The sequence below is a fragment of the Streptantibioticus parmotrematis genome (assembly GCF_019890615.1).
Classification (GTDB): Bacteria; Actinomycetota; Actinomycetes; order Streptomycetales; family Streptomycetaceae; genus Streptantibioticus_D; species Streptantibioticus_D parmotrematis.
In genome coordinates this window covers 407,646-430,332 of sequence record NZ_JAINVZ010000003.1, presented here as the reverse complement: position 1 = coordinate 430,332, position 22,687 = coordinate 407,646, and the positions used below count along the sequence as shown (strand labels likewise).

The window sequence follows — 22,687 nt, the reverse complement described above, 5'->3', positions numbered from 1 at the left end:
GCACGGCCGGCCCGTCGCCGTCCCCCGTCGCGCGATTCACGCAACCACCTCTCCCGGCGCGGGAAGGGATTCGGGCACGGCCTCCGGTACGGGCACCGGCTCCGGGACGCTCCCGGAGGCGACGGTGGCCGAGATCGTGAACGGTGTCGCGGTGCCGCGCGAGCGCAGACGGCCGACCGCGTACCCGGCGGCGGTCGTCGCCAGGCCCGCCACGATGGCCGCCGTCCTCCCCGCGCCGCCCCGGCGCCCGAGCAGCGCGTCCCGCACCCCGCGCAGCGCCCCCGCGGGCAACACCCGTGTGGTGTACCGGCGTTCGCTGGCCAGCCCGTCGCGCGCGCCGACGCTTGCGGTGACCAGCGCCTTCGACAGCCCCTCGGCGTAGCAGCGGGTCCTGAAGTAGCCGAACCGCTGGCGGGCCGCCGGCACCCGGTGGTGGATCACCGCCCGGTTCTCCAGCAGCAGCACCGCGTCCGGCAGGGCGTGCCGCAGCCGGATGCACAGCTCCGTCTCCTCGCACCCCAGCGGCCTGCGGTCGCCGTCCCGGCCGATGCCGGTCGCGAAGCCGCCGACCGCGTCGAAGGCGGCACGGCGGAACGAGGCGTTGCCGCCCAGCACGTTGCGCACCTCGGCGCGGCCCTCGGGCAGGCCCAGGTAGGCGCAGCCGACGACCCAGTCGAACTCGCGCGGGAACCACGCGGGGCGTCGCCCGGAGTCCCATCGCGGCAGGGTCCGGCCGCCGACCGCCATCACCCGCGGGTCGCGGTAGGCGTCGGCGAAGCGCTCCAGCCAGTCCGGCTCGGCGACCGCGTCGTCGTCGAGGAACGCGACCACCTCGCCGCGGGAGGCCGCGATGCCCGTGTTGCGGCCCGCGGACAGGCCCCGCACGCCCGCGTTGGCCAGCACGTTCACGTCCGCGTCCGACGCGTAGTGCGCGGTCAGCCGGGACAGCAGCGCCGGGTTGTGGTCCACCACGAGCAACGTCTCGGCGGCGGGCAGGAGTTGCGCGCGCACCGAGGCCACCGCGGCGAGCACGTCGCCCCAGCGGTCCTCGGTGTACGCGCAGATGACCACGGAGACGGCCATCCGCGTCACGCGCCCTCCCCGAGGCCCGCGCCGGCCAGCAGTGCCTGGGGCCCGGCCCGGCGGGCCCGGCGCTCGCGCAGGATCACCTTGAGCACGCGCAGCCCGTCGCGCACCGCCCGCAGGTTGCTCGCGCCGTGGATGCGCAGGTGCTCGTGGCTGGGTATCTCCTGCACCCGCAGGCCCGCCGTGACGACCCGGATGTTCATCAGGGTCTCCACCTCGAACCCGGCGCAGTCCAGGGCGATCTGCTCCAGGCAGTGCCGCCAGAACGCGTTGTAGCCGTAGCACAGATCGGTGTAGCGGGCCCCGAACTTGGCGTTGACCAGCGCGCACAGCACCCGGTTGCCGAGCTTGCGGACGAACGTCATGTCGTCGGTGCCGCCGCCGTTGGCGAACCGCGAGCCCTTGGCGAAGTCGGCTCCGGAGACCAGGGCGGAGACGTAGGAGACGATCTCGTTGCCGTCCGCCGAGCCGTCCGCGTCGACCATCACGATGATCTCGCCGGTGGCCGCCTCGAAACCGCTGATCAACGCATCGCCCTTGCCCCGGCCCCGCTGCTCGACCACCCGGACGTCCGGCCGCAGCGCGCGGGCGACCTTCACGGTGTCGTCGGTGGAGTGCCCGTCGACCAGGACGACCTCGTGTATCCAGGGCGGCAGGGTGGCGAAGACATGCGGCAGGTTCTCGGCCTCGTTCATCGCGGGAATGACCACACTGACCGGCGGGGCGATCGCCAAGTGCGAGGAAATCGCGCGGAATCTGTCAGGGAAGCTCGGAAAGCGTTCCGGAATACGGACGTCGGCGACCGCTGTGGGGGATGCGTTCTGCGTCGGGTCGCTATTGGACGACGGCCTGGGCACGGCCGGATGGACAAAGGAACTCATGGTGCGTTTTCCCTCTCGTCCCGCGGACCGCCCGCCCCCCGGGCGGTCCTCATGGTGTGTCCGGTTCGAAAGGGGGTTCTCGGCGGGCCTGATCGCGGGATTTCCCATGGCGAATTCCGGCCATGGGTCGGCCCGACGCCTTGCCGGCCCGGCGAGTCGGCGTCTGCTTCTCGCCGCGCGGTACGCGGCCCGGCGCACAAGGAATACGTCCGGGCACGGCACCCCCCTACCGCGCCCCGCACTCGCTCCAGCGTGACCCAACGAGCCCCTCCCGAAGGCCACTTCTCGCATGATGGGACAGTGCGGGCGGATGTACGACGGTATTGATGGATGCGACTCTATGGCAAGACCCGCGCGGGTGAATGGCGTTTGGCTGAAACGACCTCTTGATTCTTCGTCCGGGTGCGGAATGCGATCATGAATCGCCGGGCGATCTTGAAAGGAATGGTCTGAGCCTTTACCGATTCCGGGGATTACCGGTCGGCGATATGCAGGAAACGGTCGTCCGGCGGAACGCTACGTACGCCGGGACGGCACGTTCGCTGGACCGGCGCGTGCGCGGGCGTGGGCAACCGGGCGGACGGAGCGCGCGGTTCAGGCCGAAGCGGTGCGGGGTGCGGTTCAGGCCGAAGCGGCGTAAGGGTCAGGCCGAAGCGGCGCAGGGGGAGGCCTTCCGGGGTCGGGTCGGGCCTCGCGTCAGGAGGCCCGTCCCGTCCGGCCGCTCGCGGAGGCCCGCTTCCCGGCCGTACGGGCGTAGCCGTGCCGCACCAGCGGCAGCAGGAACAGGACGGCGCTGACCAGGGCGACCCCCGCGACCCCGCCGCGGATCGACCACATCCGCAGCATCAGCAGCAGTTGGGCGACGAGCAGGTCGACCACCAGCGACCCGGCCGCCGCGATCACGATCCTGGTGAGCGGGTCGAGGCCGAGCAGTGTCGAGGCGAGCGCGGCGCCCGGCGCGACCACGAGGAAGAAGAAGGTGAACGGCGCGCGCAGCGGCGACTGGATGTTCGCCAGAACGAGTGCCGCGCCGACCCCTCCGGTGCCCACGGCGGCACCGACCAGCAGCGGCAGCGTTTCCCTGGTAATCGGATACATTCGCGACGATGCCCCCCGGAAGTGCCGGATGTCCGGCAGGAGTTCAATGTCGCGCAGCCCGCGTCGGGCCGTCAAGGAGTCCGGGGAAGCCCCCGTCGTCCGGCTCGCGATGTGCTACGAGGCGCGCGCCGCACCGGATCCGCCACCGCACGCGGCGGGTCGCCGCTCCCACGCGGCGGGTCGCCGCCCGGCGCGCGACGATGCGTACAGGCGCGCGTCAACACCCTTGTACGGAAGGTGAATCGGTCTCGGCGAATGCGCGGGTGACGCGCGAGGGCGATAGGGTTACGCTGCCCGGGCCGGGTGTCTCGTACGGGTGGGGAGTAGCAATGGAACAGATAGTGCGCAGCAGGCCACGTGTGCCTGCCATCAACTGCGGGAGCGGTGCGACCAGCGCCCGCCTCGACCGTCATCTCGCGGTGCTGGGCGGCCCCGCCATACCGCGCGTCGAGTCCGCCGACGCGACGCTGCTGATGCGGGAGCTGACCGCGCGCGACACCAGCCGTGTCCGCGAGAGCCGCGGCGCCCGGGTCTCGCTCTTCGCGCCGCTGCGCAGGCTCCGTCGTTCGCTGTTCGGCAGCCGCCACTGACGCGTCGCGCACGCCCCGTTCGTCGCGTCCCCCGCGCGCACTCCGCGTAGCCGCCGGCCCGTCCGCCGGCCGGACCGATGAGGCCCCGCGCCCTTCGGTCCGACCCGGCGCACCCGCTCCCGCGCACCCCCGCGAAACCGGCGGCACGCATCGCTCCACCCGGCCCGCACCGCCCTTATCACCGGCGTGATCCGCGTCCGTCGCCAACGTGATCCGCGTCCGGAGCGCCATCACACCAGCGCGAACTGGCCGTCCGGCCCTTCCTCGTGATGGTCGAGCACCGAGGCCGGACGCCGCGCGGCGGACGGCACCGGAAGCACCCCGGCCCGCGTCAGCGCCCGCGTCCCGATGAGGTGCGCATCCTGACGCAGCCGTTCGGCGAACGCCCGGCGGCGCGGTCGCAGGTCCGCCGCCAGCGTCAGCACGGTGATCAGCTCCAGCAGTGCCGAGGTCCCCCTCCTGGACCACCCGGCGGGCCCGATCGCGGCGAGCCCTTCGGACGCACCGGAACCGCCCGCCCCGGCCGCCCGGCCCGCGAACCAGCTCTCCAGCACCCCCGCGCCGCCCGCCCGGAACTCCCACACCGCGCGCGCCACCGGCGCGATCCGCCCCTCGCTCCCGTCGTCGCCGAGCAGCAGCAACGCCTCGTCCTCGGCCTCGTAGCGCAGCGCCACCGGACGAGCCGGGATCGGCGCTCGGACGTAAGGACGCCGCCCGCCCGGCAGCTTCGGCCGCTCGCCGCCTCCCGGCAGCCCGGGCCGCAGCCGCAGCGCCTCGCGGCCCAACTCCACGCCTTCGTCCCACAGTTCAGGATTCCCCGGCAACGGCACCACGAGGTCGCCGCGCGGCCCGGTCGTCGTGGCGGCGGCGGTCCACGCGGTCAGCCCGCGGGCGTCCACCACGCGGCCGAACCGGTCGGCCAGCAGCGGCAGCAGCCCCGGCGCGAGATTGGGCTCCACGCCGCCGGGCCGCCGGTGCAGCGGACGTATCCGGCCGCCTCGGGTCAGGGGCAACAGCCCGGTCACGGCGACCTGTTCGTCCGCCGTGTCGGGGTCGGCGGCCTCGACGACGAAGAGCTGTTCGCCGTCGGCGACCCGCCACACCTCGGGCCGTGCGGCGTCGAGGACGCGGTGGTCCGGGATCAGCCACCGCTGGTCGTACGGGCCGAACAGCACCGGCACGGGCGGCGGGCAAGCTTCCTCGGCCCTCGCCAACGGGACCGTCGGCGCGGTCTGTCCGGGCAGCTGGGGCACGCGGGAGCGCAGGGTGCGCGAGCGGGTCTCGCCGAACAACGCGGCGCGCTCCGGCCCACCACCGGCGCGCAGCAACGCGTCCCACCGCGCCGTCAGGGACCGCGGATCGGGCGCCGTCACCCACTCGCGGCCCGGCCTGACCGGGGCGCTGGACCAGGGCATCAGCTCCGCGAGCGCGACCGCTTCGTCACTCACCGCCTCGTCACTCACCGGCCGCATGCTATGCGAGCGGCCCGACGCCCGCACGACGCTCCGGGCAAGCCCCCGCACCGTACGCGCCCGACCGCCGCGCCCTCCGGCCCCGCGGGCTCACCGTGCTTCCATCGTCACGGAGAACGCGAACCGGTCGCCGCGGTAGTGGATGCGGGCGACGTCCACCACCCGCCCGTCCTCGTCGTAGGTGACGCCGGTGTAGTGCAGGATCGGGCTGAGCAGCGGCACCGCCAGCAGTTCCGCGGTGCGCGGGTCGGCGAGCCGGGCCTCGACCGTCTCGGTGTTGCGGCTGATGCGCACCCCCAGCCGGTCCCGCAGCACCTTGGTCATCGGCCAGTGCTCCAGGTCGGCCGGGTCGACGCGTTCGGCGAGCGGCGCCAGCACGTGGTTCTCCGCCCAGTTGGTCGGCGTGCCCTCCTCGTCGCAGCGCAGCCTGCGGAACGCGACCACCTCGGCGCCACCGGGGAAGTGCTCGGCCAGCTCCGGCGGCACCGGGACGGGACCGTGGCCCAGCAACGTGGCGCGCTGGCCGGACTGCTGGGCCACGATCGCGTCGACCGAGCCCAGCAGCCGCACCGGCGCGACCCGGCCCGCGCCCGGCTCGATGAACGTCCCGCGCCTGCGGTGCCTGCTGATCAGGCCCTCCTCCTCGAGGGACTTCAGGGCCTGCCGCATGGTCAGCACGCTGATCCCGTAGTGCGCCGCGAGGTCCTCCTCGGTGGGCAGCCGCAGCGGGGCGTCCGCGTGGCGGCCCAGTATCGAGGCACGCAACGACTGCGACACCTGGTACCACAGCGGGAGTCTGCGGTTGAGGGTCAGCGGGTCGGGGGCGAAGGCGTTCACGTGGGGCTCCGGTCGGACGGGTCGGACGCCGGGGCGGGGAGCGTCAGACGTCGAAGTGCCGCTCAAGACCCTGCCACACGGCGTCGTAGCCGTCCTGGCGGTGGCCCGCCGCCATCGCCTGCGCGGTCGGCACGACCGGCCAGCGGGTCTCGAACATGAACGCCAGCCCGTCGTCCACCCGTTGCGGCTTCAGCTCCGCCGCGCTCGCCCGGTCGAAGGTCTCCCGGTCCGGCCCGTGCGCCGACATCATGTTGTGCAGCGAGGCGCCGCCGGGCACGAAGCCCTCCGCCTTGGCGTCGTACGCGCCCTCGACCAGGCCCATGAACTCGCTCATCACGTTGCGGTGGAAGTACGGCGGCCGGAAGGTGTCCTCGCCCACCAGCCAGCGCGGTGCGAACACCACGAAGTCCACGCCCGCGAGCCCGGGGGTGTCGCTCGGCGAGGTCAGCACGGTGAAGATCGACGGGTCCGGATGGTCGTAGGAGATGGTCCCGATGACGTTGAAGCGCCGCAGGTCGTAGACGTACGGCACGTGGTTGCCGTGCCAGGCGACGACGTCCAGCGGCGAGTGGTCGTACGCGGCCGCCCACAGGTTGCCGCCGAACTTGTTGACCACCTCCGTCGCGCGGTCCACGTCCTCGTCGTACGCGGCGACCGGGGCCTGGAAGTCGCGGGCGTTGGCCAGCCCGTTGGCGCCGATCGGGCCGAGGTCGGGCAGCCGGAAGGGCGCGCCGTAGTTCTCGCAGACGTAGCCGCGCGCCTCGGCGTCCAGCAGCTCGACGCGGAAACGCACGCCGCGCGGGATCAGTGCCACGTGGCCCGGCTCGCAGGCCAGCAGGCCGAGTTCGGTGCGCAGCAGCAGCCCGCCGCGCTCCGGGACGATCAGCAACTCGCCGTCGGCGTCGGAGAAGACGCGGTCGGTCATCGAGCGGTTGGCGGCGTACCAGTGGATGCCCATGCCGGTGCGCTGGAGCACGTCGCCGTTGCCGCCCACGGTGACCAGGCCGTCGACGAAGTCGGTGGGCTCGGTCGGCACCGGCAGGGGGCTCCAGCGCAGCCGGTTCGGGTCCGGCTCGACCTCGGTGAACGGCGCGCTGCGCAGCCGCTTGTTGTCGATCCGGTGGAACGGCGGGTGCGCGGCGGAGGGCCGGACCCGGTAGAGCCAGCTGCGCCGGTTGTGGTGGCGCGGCTCGGTGAACGCGGTGCCCGACAGCTGCTCCGCGTACAGGCCGAGGGGGGCGCGCTGCGGGGAGTTGCGCCCGACCGGCAGGGCGCCGGGGACGGCCTCGCTGACGTGCTCGTTGCCGAAGCCGCTGGAGTACGTGAGGGCGCCCGCCGTCTTGCGCGCCGCCTCCGTGCCGCCCGCGCCCGCGCCGCTGCTCGCGCTGTGCGTCGTGCTCATCGCCCGCTCCCGGTGTCCGTCGTCCGTCCCCCGTGACCGGGGAATCCTATGGCTGACCATAGGATTGCGGCGGGGCTCCGTCAATCGCTCGCGGGCGCCCTTCGTGACGTGCCGGTCCGTGCCCGGGTGCGGGGCCTGCTGGCGCCCGACTGACTAGCGGCGCTAGTTTGGGCGGGACCGCTGCACCACGGGGCTCGCGGCGCGGCTCGCGGCACGCGAGGCCGCGAGGCGCCCCCTCGGGAAGGACGCGACGTGAAGGCTCACGACGGCATGTACATCGGCGGCGAGTGGCGCCCGGCCGCGACCACCGACGTCATCGAGGTGGTCAACCCCGCCGACGAACAGGTCATCGACGCCGTCCCGGCCGGGACCGCGCGGGACGTGGACGCCGCCGTACGGGCCGCGCGCGCCGCGTTCCCCGGCTGGAAGGCCACCGCACCCGCCGACCGCGCCGCCCGCATCGCCGCGCTCGCCGGGGCGCTCGCCGCCCGGCGCGACGAGATCGCGGCGACCGTGACCGCGGAACTGGGCTCGCCGCTGCCGTTCGCCGAGATGGTCAGCGCGGACCTGCCCGCCGGGGTCACCGCCTCGTACGCCGAGCTGCTGAAGGGATACGAGTTCAGCGAGCGCGTCGGCAACTCGGTCGTCCACCACGAGCCGGTCGGCGTGGTCGGCGCGATCACCCCGTGGAACTACCCGCTGCACCAGATCACCGCCAAGGTCGTCCCGGCGCTCGCCGCGGGCTGCACGGTGGTGCTCAAGCCCGCCGAGGACACCCCGCTGGTCGCCCAGCTCTTCGCCGAGGCGGTGCACGAGGCGGGCTTCCCGGCCGGCGTCTTCAACCTCGTCACCGGTCTCGGCGCGGTCGCGGGCCAGGCGCTCGTCGAGCACGACGGCGTGGACCTGGTGTCGTTCACCGGCTCGACGGCGGTCGGCAAGGGGATCGCCGCGACCGCCGCCGCCTCGGTCAAGCGCGTCGCCCTCGAACTCGGCGGCAAGTCCGCCAACGTGATCCTTCCCGGCGCCGGCCTGGAACGCGCGGTCAAGGCGGGCGTCGCCAACGTGATGGCCAACTCCGGCCAGACGTGCAGCGCGTGGACCCGCATGCTGGTGGACGCCGACCGCTACGACGAGGCGGTCGAGCTGGCCGCGAAGGCGGTCGCCAAGTACGTGCCAGGCGACCCCGCGCAGCCCGGCACCCGGCTCGGCCCGCTGGTCAACGGCAAGCAGCGGGACCGCGTGCGCGGCTACATCGAACGCGGCGTCGCGGAGGGCGCGCGCCTGGTGGCCGGCGGCCCCGAGGCCCCCGACGGCCTCACGACCGGCTACTACGTGCGCCCCACGGTCTTCGCCGACGTCACCCCCGACATGACCATCGCGCAGGAGGAGATCTTCGGCCCCGTCGTCTCGATCATCCGTTACGCGGACGAGGCGGAGGCCCTGGAGATCGCCAACGGCACGGTGTACGGCCTGGCCGGTGCGGTGTGGTGCGACGACGAGGAGAAGGCGGTCGCCTTCGCGCGGCGGATGGAGACCGGTCAAGTGGACATCAACGGCGGCCGGTTCAACCCGAGCGCGCCCTTCGGCGGCTGGAAGCAGTCGGGCGTCGGGCGCGAGCTGGGCGCGCACGGGCTGGCGGAGTTCCTCCAGACGAAGTCGTTGCAGTTCTGAGCGTGTAAGTGGTCGTCGTCACCGAATCCCCCCCCCGAGGAGCCCCATGGTCCGCGCAGCCGTCCTTCCCGCCGTAGGCGCTCCGCTGGAGCTGACCGAGATCGACCTCCCGGAGCCGGGACCGGGCCAGGTGAGGGTGCGGCTGGCCGCGGCTGGCGTGTGCCACTCCGACCTGTCGCTGTCCAACGGCACCCTGCGCCAGCCGGTCCCGGCGGTGCTGGGCCACGAGGGCGCGGGAACGGTGGTGGCGGTCGGCGAGGGCGTCGAGTCGGTGTCCGCAGGTGATCGCGTGGTCCTCAACTGGGCCCCATCATGCGGGAGTTGTCATTACTGCGGTCTGGGCGAGCCATGGCTGTGCGCCAACGCGGGCCAGGCGGGCGGGAGTCCGTACGCGACCCGGGCGGACGACGGCACGCCGCTCTACCCGGGCCTGGGCACGGCCGTGTTCGCCGAGGAGACGGTGGTCGGGGCGAACGCGGTGCTGCCGCTGCCGGACGGCGTACCGCTCGCCGACGCCGCGCTGCTGGGCTGCGCGGTGCTGACCGGTTACGGGGCCGTGCACCACGCGACCCGGCTGCGCGAGGGCGAGTCGGTGGCCGTCTTCGGCGTGGGCGGCGTGGGCCTGGCGGTGCTCCAGGCGGCACGGATCGCGGGGGCGGGCCCGGTCGTGGCGGTGGACGTCTCCCCGGCGAAGGAGGAACTGGCGCGGGCGGCCGGCGCGACCGACTTCCTGATCACCTCCGACACCACGGCCAAGGACATCCGCAAGCTCACCGGGGGCCACGGGACGGACGCGGCGATCGAGTGCGTGGGCCGCGCGGACACCATCCGCACGGCCTGGTCGGCGACGCGGCGCGGCGGGCGCACCACGGTCGTCGGCATCGGCGGCACGGAGGAGCAAGTCGCCTTCAACGCCCTGGAGTTGTTCTACTTCGGCCGCACGCTCACCGGTTGCGTCTACGGCAACAGCGACCCGGAGAAGGATCTCCCGGTCCTCGCGGACCACGTCCGGGCGGGCCGCCTGGACCTGTCCGCGATGGTCACCGACCGCATCGGCCTGGACGGCATCCCGGCGGCGTTCGACGCGATGCTGTCAGGCAAGGGCGGCCGGGCGCTGGTGGTCTTCTAGGGGGCACAGGGACACGGGGGGGCGGGAGTCGGCGACGGCCGCGCAGGCACCCTGCGCGGCGGACGGAAGCCCGGGGCTCGCGGCGTCACCCGAAGATCCGACGAAATAGTCTCCCTGGGCCGGCCGGGGATGGCTCCTTCCCGGCCCTGAAGGGATGGCAGGAGAGCCGCGGGGCGGGGGACTGAACGGGGGCCGCTCCGTGCCTCCGCCGGGGCCGCAGCAGCCATGCCAAGCCGTCGTCACACGCCCCCTGACCTGGTCTTTCAACCCGGCCGTTCCTATGATCGGTCGCGGTCGAAAGGGGGGGCCGGATGGACCGGACCGTACGCACCGTCGAGGACCTTCTCACGCTCCTGGACGGACTCTTCGCCTCCGCGTCCGAGACCGGTCGTCTGGCGACCGGTGACGGCCAGGACTTCTGGGACCGCTTCTACACCGACCGGTCCCGGCCGGTCCCGTTCTTCGTGGCGAAGCCGGACGAGAACCTGGCCGCCTACCTCGACCGGGGCCTGATCACTCCCGGCCGGGCCCTGGACCTCGGGTGCGGGGCGGGCCGCAACGCCTCGTACCTCGCGGCGCACGGCTTCGAGGTGGACGCCGTCGATCTGTCTCCCGTGGCCGTCGCGTGGGCCGAGGACCGGGCTCGCGAGGCCGGAGCCGACATCCGCTTCCTCCGGGGCGACGCCTTCGCGCTTCCCGCCGCCGAGTTGAGCGGCCCGTACGACCTGGTCGTCGACTCCGGATGCTTCCACCACCTGCCGCCGCACCGCCGCGTCAGCTACCTGGCTCTCCTCGACCGCGTCCTGGCCCCCGGCGGCCACGTCGCCCTCACCGGCTTCGCCGCCGGAGAGGAGGGGACGGGGTCGGAGCTCAGCGATGCGGACCTCTACCGCGAACGCGACCTGCAAGGCGGTCTGGCCTACACACCTGAGTCGCTGCGTTGGATCTTCTCCGATCTGGAAGAGGTCGAGCTGCGTCGCATGCGGGAGATGCCACCCGAGTCCGAGCTCTTCGGTGTGGGATTCCTGTGGACCGCGTTGTTCCGCCGAAACGTGGCCGAGCCGGGGAAGTCGGCCCCGGCCGAGCCTGTGGATCCGTGAGCCGGAAAAGGCGCCGATAGGGTGGCGGTTGTGGATACGGGGACGGGGAACGGGTTAGTCGTCATTCCGCCGGGGCGGGTGACGCTGTCGGACCGGCGGACGCGGAGCAGTTGGCAGGTCGAGGTCGCCTCTTTCGAGATCTCGGCGTTTCCCGTCACGCAGTCGCGGTACGCACAGGTCACCGGCGAGCGGCCGAGCAGCCATCAGGGCGACGGACTGCCCGTCGAAGGCGTCTCGTGGTGGGACGCGGTCCACTACTGCAACGCGTTGTCGCAGCGTGAGGGGTTGGCGCCCGCTTACCACCTGTACGCCGCCACCGAGACCGCCGAATGGGACAGCTCCGCGGACGGATACCGGCTGCCGACCGAGGCCGAATGGGAGCACGCCTGCCGTGCGGGTTCCACCGGCCCGCGGTACGGCGGCCTTGACGAAGTCGCCTGGTACGACGGCAACTCCGGCGGGCGGGTGCACCCCGTGGGGCTCAAGCGGGCCAACGCCTGGGGCCTGCACGACATGCTGGGCAACGTGTGGGACTGGTGCTGGGACGTCTACGACGCCGAGGTGTACGGCGCCTACCGTGTGCTGCGCGGTGGCGGGTGGGCCGACGAGCACTGGAGCTGCCGGGCCTCGGTGCGGCGGCGCAGCCATCCGACGTTCCGGATCGACGACGTGGGATTCCGCGTCGCACGCTCGCACTTGGCCTGACGGTCCCGTTCCGCTGCCACCGATCGGCCCGGGCGGTCAACAACCCGCCGTGGCAAGCCACTCGGTGATGGCCGCCGTGGCACCGGCGTGCAGCCGGGGGCCCGCCTCGGCCGCCGCGTCGCGCAGTCCGGCCGGGTGAACGCCCGCCTCGACCAGGTCCCCGGCGTGACCGACGAGCCAGTTCTCGATCTCCTCCACGGGCGTCTCCAGGTGGAACTGGAGGCCGAGAACGCGGGGGCCGAGCGCGAACGCCTGATGCGGGCAGGCCGGCGTACCGGCCAGGAGGCGGGCGCCGTCGGGGACGCCGAACATGTCGTCGTGCCAGTGCAGCACCGGCACCCCTTCGAGGTGACGCAGCGGGGACGACGCGCCGTCCGCGGTGAGCCGCACCGGTGCGTAGCCGATCTCCCGTGCCGCGCCCGGGCTGATGGCCGCACCCAGCGCGCGGGCCATCAGCTGCGCTCCGAGGCAGATCCCCAACGTCGGCGACCCGTCCGCGAGACGGGCGCGCAGCGCGGTCAACTCGTCGGCCAGGAACGGATAGCGGTCCGCGTCGTCGGCCCCGATCGGGCCGCCGAGCACGACGACGAGACCTGCCTCGCGGACCAGCGCGGTGTCCACCGGCTCGGTGGCGACGTCCAGGTAGCGCACGGTGTGTCCGCGCTCGCGCAGCAGGGGTTCGAGCAGGCCGAGGTCCTCGAAACCGAGGTGGCGGATGGCCAGCGCCGTCCGGTGCGGCGGGGTGCGCGGTGTGTCGGTCGTCGTCATGACGGTCTGTCCTCCTGCGGGGCCGGTGGGATCGCGTGCGGTGAGTGGAATGGCGTGCGTGAGTGGGATCGCGTGCGGTATGTGGGAAGGCGTGCGTGAGTGGGATGGCGTGGGCGAGCGGGATCACGAGTGCACGTGTGCGTACGGATTCACGTGCGCAAGTGGGACGCGCCGTTGAGGTCGACGATCGTTCCGGACGCCCAGGCCGCCGCTGGAGACGCCAGGAAGTGCACGGTGGCGGCGATCTCGTCCGGTGTGCCGACCCTGCCGAACGGGCTTTCCGCCCGCAGGCGTTCACCATCGGGCCCGGACAGCTTCGCCGCCTGCCGCTCGGTGGCCACGAACCCGGGAGCGACGGAGGTGACCGCGATGCCGTGCGGAGCCAGAGCCACCGCGAGCGACTGGCCGAGCGCGTGGAGCGCGGCCTTCGTGGCGCCGTAGGCCGGGAAGTCGGGTTCGCCGCGGAACGCGCCGCGTGAGCCGACGTTGACGATCGCGCCACCGGCACCGCGGTCCACGAGGTGGCGGGCCACGGCCCAGCTCAGGTCGGCCGCGCCGAGCAGGTTGACGTCGACCATGCGCCGCCAGATCCGTTGCCAGTCCGCCAGGGGGATGTCCGCGACCGGGTGGCGGGTGTCCGCCGCGGGCGCCACGGCGGCGTTGTTCACCAGGACGTCCACCGTGCCCAGGGCGGCGACCGCTTCGGCCACCACGCGTTCGGCCGCGCCGGGCTCTCCCAGGTCGGCCTGGAGCAACGTGTGTCCCTCGCCCGGCAGTTGTCGCACGCTCTCCTCGGCGTCCGCGCGACGGCCCGCGTACTGCACCGCGACCCGGTCGCCGCCCCGCGCGAAGGCCAGCGCGACAGCCCGGCCGATGCCGCGTGAGCCCCCGGTCACCAGCACGCCCCTCATCGGGCGAACACCATCGACTCGTCGCGGAAGGACTTCAGTTCCAGCGCGTTGCCCGCCGGGTCGCGGAAGAACATGGTCCACTGCTCGGCGGGTTCGCCGGCGAAGCGTCGGTACGGCTCGATGTCGAACCGCACTCCGGCGGCGCGCAGCCGCTGGGCGAACTCGTGGAAGCGCTCCTCGGTCAGGAGCAGGCCGAAGTGCGGGATCGGCACGGTGTGCCGATCGACCTCGCTGGTGCCGGTCGGTCGCGGGGCGGTCGCCACCAGGTGGGTCACCAGTTGGTGCCCCTCGAAGTCCCAGTCCACCCAGTGGTCGGTGCTGCGTCCTTCGGGCAGGCCCAGCACCTGTCCGTAGAAGTGGCGGGCGGCGGCCAGGTCGTCGACCGGGACGGCCAGGTGAACGGCGGGGCGATGGGGCATCGGGGGCTCCCTGCGTGGACGCTCTGACCGGTCCAGCCTGCCCATCAAGATGTCCTAATGTCAACATTGGAAATCCATCAAGTCAGGTGACAGGCGGTCGTGGGGGCTGGGGCCTGGCGCGGAACTTGCCTGGATGTCAACATGAACCCCATGTCTTCCGTTCTGCCGAAGGCCGCTCGCCGTGGGCTGGCCGACGAGGCCGCCGACCTGGTGCGCGCGGCGATCCTCTCCGGCCACTTCCCGCCCGGGTCCGCGCTGCGCGAGGTCGACCTCGCCCAGCGGCTGGACGTCAGCCGGGGCTCGGTCAGGGAGGGCCTGGTGCAGCTGGAGCGGGAGGGGCTGGTCCGCGGAGGCTGGCACCGCAACACCACCGTCATCGAGGTGACGGCCGAGGACGTGCAGGAGGTCTACGCGCTCCGGGCCGCGCTCGACCGGCTCGCCGCCACGACCGCGCGGCGTGCCGCCACGCCGGAACACCTGGCCGAACTGGACCGGTTGGTGGACGGCATGGCCACGGAGGCCGCCGGGGCCGCCGACGCCCGTCGACTGGTGGCGCTGGACCTCGCCTTCCACGACCAGATCTACGCCGCCGCCGGGAACGGCAGGCTCGTCGCCGCCTGGCAGGCCATCCGGTCCCAACTGCACCTTTTCCAGTTGCGCCGCGTGGAGTCCGGCTACGACCACTACCGGGCGCGTGTGGTCGGCGAACACCGTGAACTGGCCGCGCTGTTGCGCTCCGGTGACCGCCGCACGCTGGCCCGCCGCGCGGAGGAACACGTGGACTCGGCCCGCCGCAGCCTGCTGGCGGATCTGCCGGCCTGAGCCTCCTCGGTGACGACCACGCGGCGGCGCCACGACGGCCCGGGCGTCACACAGGCGGCACACCGGCCCACCGGCACACCGGCGGGTCGGCCAGGCCGTAGCTCAATGACACTTTGACGGGGCGTCAGGCGGACGTGCCACAAGGTGCTGGAGCGGAAGCCCGACCGCGCCGGCCAGGGTGCGCATCTCCGGCGTGAGGGTGCGGCGCCGCGGGACGATCCGGCGCAGTACGTCCTGCGCGTAGCGCTGGTTCGCGAGCCACTCCGGGGCGGCGTGCCGGATGCCTTCGAGGATGTCGACAGCCTCGCCGCAACGGCGCATCGCCACCTGTGCGTTCGCGGCGTCGAGCAGGTGGCGGTTGCGGTTGTTGGAGGTCGGCCGCGTCTCGCTGGGACGGATCTTGGCAGCCATCGAGAGGACCAGATCCGGCCTGTCGGTCACCATGGCGTTCTCCGCCCGCTTCAGTACGACGGTGAGCGGTCCGAACGCCTGGAGGAAGTCGCCCCCGGGCGCGGCCTCGCAGCCCATGGCCACGGCGGCGGAGTGTGCGAGGCGCATCGCGTCGTCCGCGTCGTCGGGACGGTTGTCCCGGACTGCTGCAGCAGAGGCGCGCAGCAGCAGCCAGCATCGTGTGCTCACCGTGACGGCGGCCCGCGACGGGTCCGGGGCCTCGTCGCGCGGTCGCCCTGCTCCAGCTTGCGGATCAAGGAGACCGACACCCCGGCCGCCGAGGCCAGTTCACGTTGCGTCATCCCGCGCCGCTTGCAGACCTCGCACAGCCGCCGCCCGATGTCTGCGCCCATGCGTCCAGCGTAGGCCGCGCGCAGCTGATCAGGCCGTGGCTGGTGACATCATGGCGCCGGGACCGCTGGCTATCAGGGCCTGGCTGCTCAACGCGCGGACGTGAGCGGAGGGGGCACGGTACTGGCCCGTCAGCCCGCATCGGCCGTCACCTCGGAACCGCCTGCCGCACACCGCTCGTCCGAAGACGGACGGTGCCGCGACGGGACCAGGGGAGGGCAACAGTGCTCAAGACGGTGAACAGAGAGCGGTCAGGCGGCGGTTCGACCCGGATGGGACGAACACTCGTGATGGCCCAGCGGAACGCGGCGTACATCTGCACCTTGACGTGTCTGCTGTTGGTCTGCGGTGCGGTCTGCTGCTACGCGACGGGCTTCTTCGCGGGGTTCAGCCCTGGCTACGTCGGTTACGCCTGCGGCGCGCTCCGAGACGACCCCTCCTTCGTACGCCTCGCTTTCAAGTCCTTCCCGCCTTCGGCCGTGTGTGTCTTTCGTGGCGGGGTCACGCGCCAACTGGTCCCCGCCTGGGTGAATCCCGCGCTCTTCAGCTGTCTCGTCGGAATCGTTCCCACGGGCCTCGCGGCGGCCGCGTCGGCCGTTCGGGACTTCCGGCGCCGAAGGCGTCATGGGGGAGCGCCACGGTGAACGTCGCTGTGGTCATCCGCCCCTCATCCCCCACGGACACCCGGTAGTACGCCCCTACGGTGCCTGGAAGCCGCCGATGCTCCGCTCGAGCAGTTCGGCCAGTCGCAGCGGGGTGCGGTCCTCGAACATCGGGCCGATGAGCTGGACTCCCACCGGCAGGCCCTCGGGGGACCGGCCCGCTGGTACGGCGGTGGCGGGCAGGCCGGGCATGGTGGGCAGACCGGCCCAGACGAACTGGTCGAAGAACGGGTACTCGACGCCGTCGATGGCGATCCGCCGTTCCAGCAGATCGGGGTCGTGGTCGTGCGGGAACGCGGGCGTCGGCGTGACCGGGCACACCACGGCGTCGAACTCCGCGAACAGCCGCCGCCAGCCGTGGCGGTGGAGTTCGCGACGGTCGTTCGCCTCGATCCAGTCGCGGTGGCTGAACCCCATGGCACGCAGCCGCGTCGCGCCGAGACTCCGGTCGTCCGCGCCCAGTCCGGCAGTGCGGGTCCGCAACCGCTCCTGCGACTCGGTGGGAAAACGCGCGACGGATCCCGAAATCAGCAACTGCATGTAGAGCGTGGCGGCCTCGGTCAGATCGGGCAGCAGCGGACTGTGCCGCTCGACGCGGGCGCCGTCGGCGACGAGCGCGTCGGCCACCCGGTTCACGCCCGCCCGCACAGCGGACCCGGTCGCGATGAGCGGATGCTCGTCGAGGACCAGGACCCGGAAATCGCGGAGCCGCTCGTGGCGCGCGGGCGGCAGCGCCAAACGGTACGCCACGCCGAGCGTCAGCGGGTCCGGCCCGGCCATGACGTCGAGCAGGAGCGCGAGGTCGCGGGCGGTGCGCGCCATCGGACCGACGACGGCGAGGTCGAGGTCGACCGGCAAGGCCGGCCCGGGCGGCGGGACCATGCCGCGGTGCGCCACCAGCCCGAGCGTCGGCTTGTGCGCGTAGACACCGCAGTAGTGCGCCGGGACGCGCAACGAACCGGCGAGGTCGGAACCGATGGACAGCGCGCCGAACCCGGACGCCAGGGCCGCCGCCGACCCGCCGGAGGACCCGCCCGGCGTGCGATCGCGGTCCCACGGGTTGGTGGTGGTGCCGTAGAGCTCGTTGAAGCTCTGCCAGTCCTGCAGCCCCAGCGGCACGTTGGTCTTGCCGAGGACCACCGCGCCCGCGGCCTTGAGCCGCGACACCTGCACCGCGTCCTCGGCCGGTATGTGGTTCCGGTGCGGCGGCATGCCCCACGTCGTGGGCAACCCGGCGACGTCGTAGGACTCCTTGACCGTCACCGGAACACCCAGCAGCGGGCGGTCCTCCCCGCGGGCGCGCGCGGTGTCGGCACCGCGCGCGGCGGCCCGCGCGCGGTCGAAGTCCGGCACACAGATCGCGTTGACCATCCTGTCGTCCCGCTCGATGCGGGCGATCGCCTCGTCGGTCAACTCCACCGACGTCACTTCACCGGCACGCAAAGCGGCCGTGAGTTCTTCTGCGGACTGAAAGCTCCACTCCATGAACCGGACCGTACCGACCTCTGGAAGAGGTCATCAAACGCCGGTTCGCGCAACGGGTCTTTCCGGCTCCGGCCACAGAGAATCCGCCCGGCGCCCGATCACGTCGACGCCCGCGAGGTCACGATCCGGCCTCGGCCCTTGCGCCTCTCCATGTAATCGATTCCAATGCATGGAATCGTTTTCACAAGGAGCTGTGCCCATGGCGAGCATCAAGGACGTGGCCTCCCGGGCGGGTGTCTCCGTCGCCACGGTCTCCCGGGTCCTCAACGAGCATCCGGCGGTCCGGCCGGAGACCCGTACCCGGGTGCTGGCCGCCGTCGCGAGCCTCGGCTACCGGCCCAACGCGGTCGCCCGCTCCCTGCGCACCGACCAGACCCGCGCCCTCGGCCTGGTCATCAGCGACGTGCTCAACCCGTTCTTCACCGAGCTGGCCCGCTCCGTGGAGGACGAGGCCCGGGCCCTCGGCTACAGCGTGGTCATCGGCAACGCGGACGAGCAACCCGCGTTGCAGGACCACCACGTCCGCACCCTGATCGACCGCCGCATCGACGGGCTTCTGGTCAGCCCGACCGACGGCGGCTCGCCCATGATCACCGAGACCGCCCGCGAGGGCGGCACCCCCATGGTGTTCGTCGACCGCTGGATCCCCGGCCTGGACGTCCCCGTGGTGCGTACCGACGGCACCGCCGCCGTGCGCGACCTGGTGGCCCACCTCCACGCGCTCGGCCACCGCCGGATCGCCGTCATCGCGGGCCCCGCCGCGACCACCACCGGGAGCGAGCGCGTCGAGGCGTTCCGGCAGGCCCTCGGCGAGTACGGCCTGCCGCTGCCGCGGGAGTACGTCGGGCAGGGCGACTTCCAGGCCGCCAGCGGGCGCCGCGTCACCGCGGGCTTCCTGGACCTCGCGCGACCGCCCGAGGCGATCTTCGCCACCGACAACCTCATGGCCCTCGGCGCGATGGACGAGATCCGCGCCCGTGGCCTGCGGGTGCCCGACGACGTCGCGCTCGCCGCGTTCGACGACATCCCCTGGTTCCTGCACACCGCCCCGCCCGTCACCGCCATCGCCCAGCCGACCGGTGAACTCGGCCGTGCGGCCGTACGCGCCCTGGTCGACCGCATCGAGGGCAGGACCGCGCACTCGGTCACCCTCACCGCCCGCCTCGTCGTCCGCCGGTCCTGCGGCGAGACGGGCGATGGCGGCGAGACCGGCCACACCGACGAGACCGAAAGGAGCAGCCGTTGAGCAGCGTCGCCACGTCGGCCACCCCGCCGGCGCCAACGCCCGGAGGGTCCGCGGAACTTCTCCGGATGGAAGGGGTGCGCAAGACCTTCCCCGGAGTCGTGGCGCTGGACCACGTCGACTTCGACCTGCGCCGCGGCGAGGTGCACGTCCTGCTCGGGGAGAACGGCGCGGGCAAGAGCACCCTGATCAAGATGCTCTCCGGCGCCCACCGCCCCGACCAGGGCCGCATCTTGGTCGGCGGCGAGCCGGTGCGCATCAACGGCGCGCAGGACGCGGAGCGCCTCGGGATCGCCACCATCTACCAGGAGTTCAACCTGGTACCGGAGTTGAGCGTCGCCGAGAACATCTTCCTCGGCCGCCAGCCGCGCAGGTTCGGCCTCGTGGACCGCCGCAGGATGAACGCGGACGCGGCCGGACTGCTCGCCCGGGTGGGCGTGGACGTCGCGCCGCAGACCCGGGTCGGCGACCTGGGCATCGCGCGGTTGCAGATGGTGGAGATCGCCAAGGCGCTCAGCCTCGACGCCCGCGTCCTCATCATGGACGAGCCGACCGCGGTACTCACCACCGGCGAGGTCGACAAGCTCTTCGGCATCGTGCGCGCCCTGCGCGAGGACGGCGTGGGCGTCGTCTTCATCACCCACCACCTGGAGGAGATCGCCGCGCTGGGCGACCGGGTGACCGTCCTGCGCGACGGCCGCAGCGTGACCCAGGTGCCGGCCGACACCGCCGAGGCCGAACTGGTCCGGCTGATGGTCGGGCGCAGCATCGAGGCGCAGTACCCGCGTCAACGGGCCGCCGCGGGCGATCCGTTGCTCAAGGTGACGGGGCTGACCCGGCACGGCGCCTTCACGGACGTCGGTTTCGAGGTGCGGGCCGGTGAGGTGGTCGGCCTGGCCGGGCTGGTCGGAGCCGGACGCACCGAGGTGGTCCGCGCGGTGTTCGGCGCGGACTCCTACGACTCCGGAACGGTCGAGGTGCTCGGCGAACGACTTCCCCGTGGCGACGTCAACGCGGCGATGGACGCCGGGGTCGGCCTGGTCCCGGAGGACCGCAAGGGCCAGGGCCTGGTGCTGGGGGCGACCGTCGAGGAGAACCTCGGCCTGGTCACCCTGGGCCGTGGCACCCGCTACGGCTTCGTCGACCGCTCGGCCCAGCGCCACGAGGCGGACCGGATCGCCGGTCAGCTGAAGGTCCGCATGGCCGGTCTCGACCAGCAGGTGCGCACGTTGTCCGGCGGCAACCAGCAGAAGCTGGTCATCGGCAAGTGGCTGCTGGCCGATTCCAAGGTGCTCATCCTCGACGAGCCGACCCGGGGCATCGACGTGGGCGCCAAGGTCGAGATCTACCAACTCGTCAACGAACTGACGGCGTCCGGGCACGCCGTCCTGATGGTCTCCAGCGATCTGCCCGAGGTGCTCGGCATGAGCGACCGGGTGCTGGTCATGGCCAAGGGACGGATCGCGGGCGAGTTGGACGCGACGAAGGCAACCCAGGACGCCGTCATGGCACTGGCGGTTACGGACCCGGCGGCGACGCGGCCGTCGGACAGGAAGGTGGAGGTCCCCCGTGGCCACTGAGACGCTCGAACGCGGCACGTCGGCGCCGGGAGGCGCGGGACTGCGCCGCCTGCTGCTGGAGAACGGTGCCCTCGCCGCCCTGCTCGTCCTGGTGGTGGCGCTGTCGGTGCTGTCCGGCAGCTTCCTGACCGCAAGCAATCTGCTGAACGTCGGCGTCCAGGCCGCGGTCGACGCGATCCTGGCCTTCGGTGTCACGTTCGTCATCGTCTCCGCGGGGATCGACCTGTCGGTCGGCTCGGTGGCCGCGCTGTCGGCCACCGTGCTGGCCTGGCTGGCGACCCACGCGGGGGTGCCGGTGTGGCTCGCGGTGGTGGTGTCCATAGCCACCGGCATCGTCAGCGGCCTGGTCAGCGGCACTCTCATCTCGTTCGGGAAGCTGCCGCCGTTCATCGCCACCCTGGCGATGCTCTCCGTCGGCCGCGGTCTGGCCATGGTGATCTCCCAGGGCAGCCCGATCGCCTTCCCCGGCTCGGTCTCCGCGCTCGGTGACACCATCGGCGGCTGGCTCCCGGTCCCGGTGCTGGTCATGGTGGCGATGGGCGTGGTCACCGCGATCGTCCTCGGCCGCACCTACGCGGGCCGTTCGATGTACGCGATCGGCGGCAACGAGGAGGCGGCACGCCTGTCCGGGATCCGGGTCAGGCGGCAGAAGCTGGTGATCTACGCGCTCTCCGGCCTGTTCGCCGCGATCGCGGGCATCGTGCTCGCCTCCCGCCTCGCCTCGGCCCAGCCCGACGCGGCCGACGGCTACGAACTGGACGCGATCGCGGCCGTGGTCATCGGCGGGGCCAGCCTCTCCGGCGGCAAGGGCAAGGCATCCGGCACCTTCATCGGCGCGCTGATCCTCGCCGTCCTGCGCAACGGCCTCAACCTGCTGAACGTCTCCTCCTTCTGGCAGCAGGTCGTGATCGGCGTGGTGATCGCCCTGGCCGTGCTGCTGGACACGCTGCGCCGCCGCGACTCCGTCCGTACGGCCACGCCCGGCGCCACCGGCTCACCGCGAGGCGGCGGGAACCGCTTGCGCACCAACGCGATCGGCGCGGTCGCGGTGGTCGCCGCCATCGGCCTGGTCATCGGCGTGAACGCGTTCCGCTCGGGCTCCAACGGCAGGACGCGGATCGGCCTCACCCTCTCCACCCTCAACGACCCGTTCTTCGTCTCGGTCCGGGCCGGGGCGCAGGCGGAGGCGAGGGCCGAGGGCGTCGACCTCACCGTGACCGACGCCGACAACGACGCGTCCTCGCAGGCCGACCAGGTGTCCAACTTCCTCAGCCAGAGCGACCAGGCGATCATCCTCAACCCGGTGGACTCCAACGCCGCCGCGCCCTCGGCCAAGCTCGCCGCCAAGTCCAAGGTGCCGGTCATCGCGGTGGACCGCGGTGTCACCGGAGCACCGACCACCAGCCTGGTCGCCTCGGACAACGTCGCCGGAGGCGAACTGGCCGCGAAGGCACTCGCCGCCCAACTCGGCGGCAAGGGCACGATCGTGGTGCTCCAGGGCACCGCCGGCACCTCGGCCGCGCAGGAACGCGAGCAGGGCTTCAAGCAGGGCATCGCCGCGTACCCCGGCATCAGGATCGTCGCGGAACAGCCCGCCGACTTCGACCGCACCAAGGGCCTCGACGTCATGGGCAACCTGCTCCAGGCCCACCCGGACATCAACGGCGTGTTCGCGGCCAACGACGAGATGGCGCTCGGCGCGATCAAGGCGCTCGGCAGCAAGGCGGGCAAGACCGTCAAGGTCGTCGGCTTCGACGGCGAGAAGGACGGCCTGGCCGCGGTCAAGGCGGGCACCGAAGCGGCCGACGTCGCCCAACGGCCGTCCCAGCTCGGCAAGTTGGCGGTGGAGAACGCGCTGCTCGCGATCAAGGGCAAGAAGGTGCCCGGCGACATCAAGGTGCCGGTCGAGGTCGTCACCGCGAAGAACGTCGCGGGCTTCAAGTCCTGACCCCTCGCCTCCTGACCCCTCGCGCTTCCACCGAAGCCGGCCGCCGGGCCCGACGCGCCCGGCGGCCGGTCCCGTCG

21 protein-coding genes are annotated in these 22,687 nt (G+C 72.7%); 9 read left to right on the top strand and 12 right to left on the bottom strand.

The window, feature by feature from the left end; genetic code table 11:
* Positions 1-36: 36 nt before the first annotated feature.
* The 3 genes from K7472_RS07070 to K7472_RS07060 all read right to left on the bottom strand — a co-directional run bounded on the left by K7472_RS07070 (position 37) and on the right by K7472_RS07060 (position 3,065).
* Complete coding sequence (locus K7472_RS07070) at positions 37-1,083, bottom strand: glycosyltransferase family 2 protein (RefSeq protein WP_222975275.1); 1,047 nt, start codon at positions 1,081-1,083, stop codon at positions 37-39.
* Between the two features lie 5 nt (positions 1,084-1,088).
* Positions 1,089-1,967, bottom strand: coding sequence for a glycosyltransferase family 2 protein (locus tag K7472_RS07065; RefSeq protein WP_222975132.1), 879 nt, complete (start codon positions 1,965-1,967; stop codon positions 1,089-1,091).
* Positions 1,968-2,663: 696 nt separating this feature from the next.
* Positions 2,664-3,065, bottom strand: coding sequence for a hypothetical protein (locus K7472_RS07060; protein WP_222975130.1), 402 nt, complete (start codon positions 3,063-3,065; stop codon positions 2,664-2,666).
* Between the two features lie 329 nt (positions 3,066-3,394).
* On the opposite strand from K7472_RS07060, the gene K7472_RS07055 reads away from it, so the two are divergent.
* A complete protein-coding gene (locus K7472_RS07055) occupies positions 3,395-3,655 on the top strand; it encodes a hypothetical protein (protein WP_222975128.1) in 261 nt (86 codons plus the stop codon).
* A gap of 230 nt (positions 3,656-3,885) precedes the next feature.
* Here K7472_RS07055 and K7472_RS07050 read toward each other — a convergent pair whose 3' ends face one another.
* The 3 genes from K7472_RS07050 to hmgA all read right to left on the bottom strand — a co-directional run bounded on the left by K7472_RS07050 (position 3,886) and on the right by hmgA (position 7,366).
* The gene (locus K7472_RS07050; RefSeq protein ID WP_222975126.1) at positions 3,886-5,127 is read right to left on the bottom strand and encodes a type ISP restriction/modification enzyme; all 1,242 of its coding nucleotides are present in this window, start codon (positions 5,125-5,127) and stop codon (positions 3,886-3,888) included.
* A gap of 90 nt (positions 5,128-5,217) precedes the next feature.
* Positions 5,218-5,964 carry a GntR family transcriptional regulator gene (locus K7472_RS07045; protein WP_222975124.1) on the bottom strand — a complete coding sequence of 249 codons (747 nt, stop codon included), beginning with the start codon at positions 5,962-5,964 and terminating at the stop codon, positions 5,218-5,220.
* 43 nt (positions 5,965-6,007) lie between these two features.
* A complete protein-coding gene (gene hmgA / locus K7472_RS07040; protein ID WP_222975121.1) occupies positions 6,008-7,366 on the bottom strand; it encodes a homogentisate 1,2-dioxygenase in 1,359 nt (452 codons plus the stop codon).
* Between the two features lie 252 nt (positions 7,367-7,618).
* On the opposite strand from hmgA, the gene K7472_RS07035 reads away from it, so the two are divergent.
* The 4 genes from K7472_RS07035 to K7472_RS07020 all read left to right on the top strand — a co-directional run bounded on the left by K7472_RS07035 (position 7,619) and on the right by K7472_RS07020 (position 11,971).
* Complete coding sequence (locus K7472_RS07035) at positions 7,619-9,037, top strand: aldehyde dehydrogenase family protein (protein ID WP_222975119.1); 1,419 nt, start codon at positions 7,619-7,621, stop codon at positions 9,035-9,037.
* Positions 9,038-9,083: 46 nt separating this feature from the next.
* A complete protein-coding gene (locus tag K7472_RS07030) occupies positions 9,084-10,166 on the top strand; it encodes a Zn-dependent alcohol dehydrogenase (RefSeq protein ID WP_222975117.1) in 1,083 nt (360 codons plus the stop codon).
* A gap of 311 nt (positions 10,167-10,477) precedes the next feature.
* Positions 10,478-11,266, top strand: coding sequence for a class I SAM-dependent methyltransferase (locus tag K7472_RS07025; protein ID WP_222975115.1), 789 nt, complete (start codon positions 10,478-10,480; stop codon positions 11,264-11,266).
* A 30-nt stretch (positions 11,267-11,296) separates the two neighbouring features.
* On the top strand, positions 11,297-11,971 hold the full coding sequence (locus K7472_RS07020) for a formylglycine-generating enzyme family protein (protein WP_222975113.1): 675 nt from the start codon (positions 11,297-11,299) through the stop codon (positions 11,969-11,971).
* A 36-nt stretch (positions 11,972-12,007) separates the two neighbouring features.
* On the opposite strand, the gene K7472_RS07015 is transcribed toward K7472_RS07020, so the two are convergent.
* From K7472_RS07015 to K7472_RS07005, 3 genes are all read right to left on the bottom strand, one after another.
* Positions 12,008-12,739, bottom strand: a complete 732-nt coding sequence (locus K7472_RS07015) for a glutamine amidotransferase (RefSeq protein WP_222975111.1) — start codon at positions 12,737-12,739, stop codon at positions 12,008-12,010.
* Positions 12,740-12,888: 149 nt separating this feature from the next.
* Complete coding sequence (locus K7472_RS07010; protein ID WP_222975110.1) at positions 12,889-13,650, bottom strand: SDR family NAD(P)-dependent oxidoreductase; 762 nt, start codon at positions 13,648-13,650, stop codon at positions 12,889-12,891.
* On the bottom strand, positions 13,647-14,069 hold the full coding sequence (locus K7472_RS07005; RefSeq protein ID WP_222975109.1) for a VOC family protein: 423 nt from the start codon (positions 14,067-14,069) through the stop codon (positions 13,647-13,649). The genes K7472_RS07010 and K7472_RS07005 overlap by 4 nt, the downstream gene beginning before the upstream one ends.
* 150 nt (positions 14,070-14,219) lie before the next feature.
* On the opposite strand from K7472_RS07005, the gene K7472_RS07000 reads away from it, so the two are divergent.
* Positions 14,220-14,891: a GntR family transcriptional regulator gene (locus tag K7472_RS07000; protein ID WP_222975108.1), complete on the top strand. Its 672-nt coding sequence runs from the start codon at positions 14,220-14,222 to the stop codon at positions 14,889-14,891.
* A gap of 102 nt (positions 14,892-14,993) precedes the next feature.
* Here K7472_RS07000 and K7472_RS06995 read toward each other — a convergent pair whose 3' ends face one another.
* The 3 genes from K7472_RS06995 to K7472_RS06985 all read right to left on the bottom strand — a co-directional run bounded on the left by K7472_RS06995 (position 14,994) and on the right by K7472_RS06985 (position 17,839).
* Positions 14,994-15,530, bottom strand: a complete 537-nt coding sequence (locus K7472_RS06995; protein ID WP_222975106.1) for a hypothetical protein — start codon at positions 15,528-15,530, stop codon at positions 14,994-14,996.
* On the bottom strand, positions 15,527-15,694 hold the full coding sequence (locus K7472_RS06990) for a helix-turn-helix transcriptional regulator (RefSeq protein WP_222975104.1): 168 nt from the start codon (positions 15,692-15,694) through the stop codon (positions 15,527-15,529). The genes K7472_RS06995 and K7472_RS06990 overlap by 4 nt, the downstream gene beginning before the upstream one ends.
* A 696-nt stretch (positions 15,695-16,390) precedes the next feature.
* The gene (locus tag K7472_RS06985) at positions 16,391-17,839 is read right to left on the bottom strand and encodes an amidase (RefSeq protein ID WP_222975102.1); all 1,449 of its coding nucleotides are present in this window, start codon (positions 17,837-17,839) and stop codon (positions 16,391-16,393) included.
* A gap of 199 nt (positions 17,840-18,038) precedes the next feature.
* Here K7472_RS06985 and K7472_RS06980 point away from each other — a divergent pair, with 199 nt between their 5' ends.
* The 3 genes from K7472_RS06980 to K7472_RS06970 all read left to right on the top strand — a co-directional run bounded on the left by K7472_RS06980 (position 18,039) and on the right by K7472_RS06970 (position 22,610).
* A complete protein-coding gene (locus tag K7472_RS06980; protein WP_222975100.1) occupies positions 18,039-19,085 on the top strand; it encodes a LacI family DNA-binding transcriptional regulator in 1,047 nt (348 codons plus the stop codon).
* A gap of 65 nt (positions 19,086-19,150) precedes the next feature.
* Positions 19,151-20,662: a sugar ABC transporter ATP-binding protein gene (locus K7472_RS06975; RefSeq protein WP_222975098.1), complete on the top strand. Its 1,512-nt coding sequence runs from the start codon at positions 19,151-19,153 to the stop codon at positions 20,660-20,662.
* Positions 20,652-22,610, top strand: coding sequence for an ABC transporter permease/substrate-binding protein (locus tag K7472_RS06970; protein WP_222975096.1), 1,959 nt, complete (start codon positions 20,652-20,654; stop codon positions 22,608-22,610). The genes K7472_RS06975 and K7472_RS06970 overlap by 11 nt, the downstream gene beginning before the upstream one ends.
* Positions 22,611-22,687 lie beyond the last annotated feature (77 nt).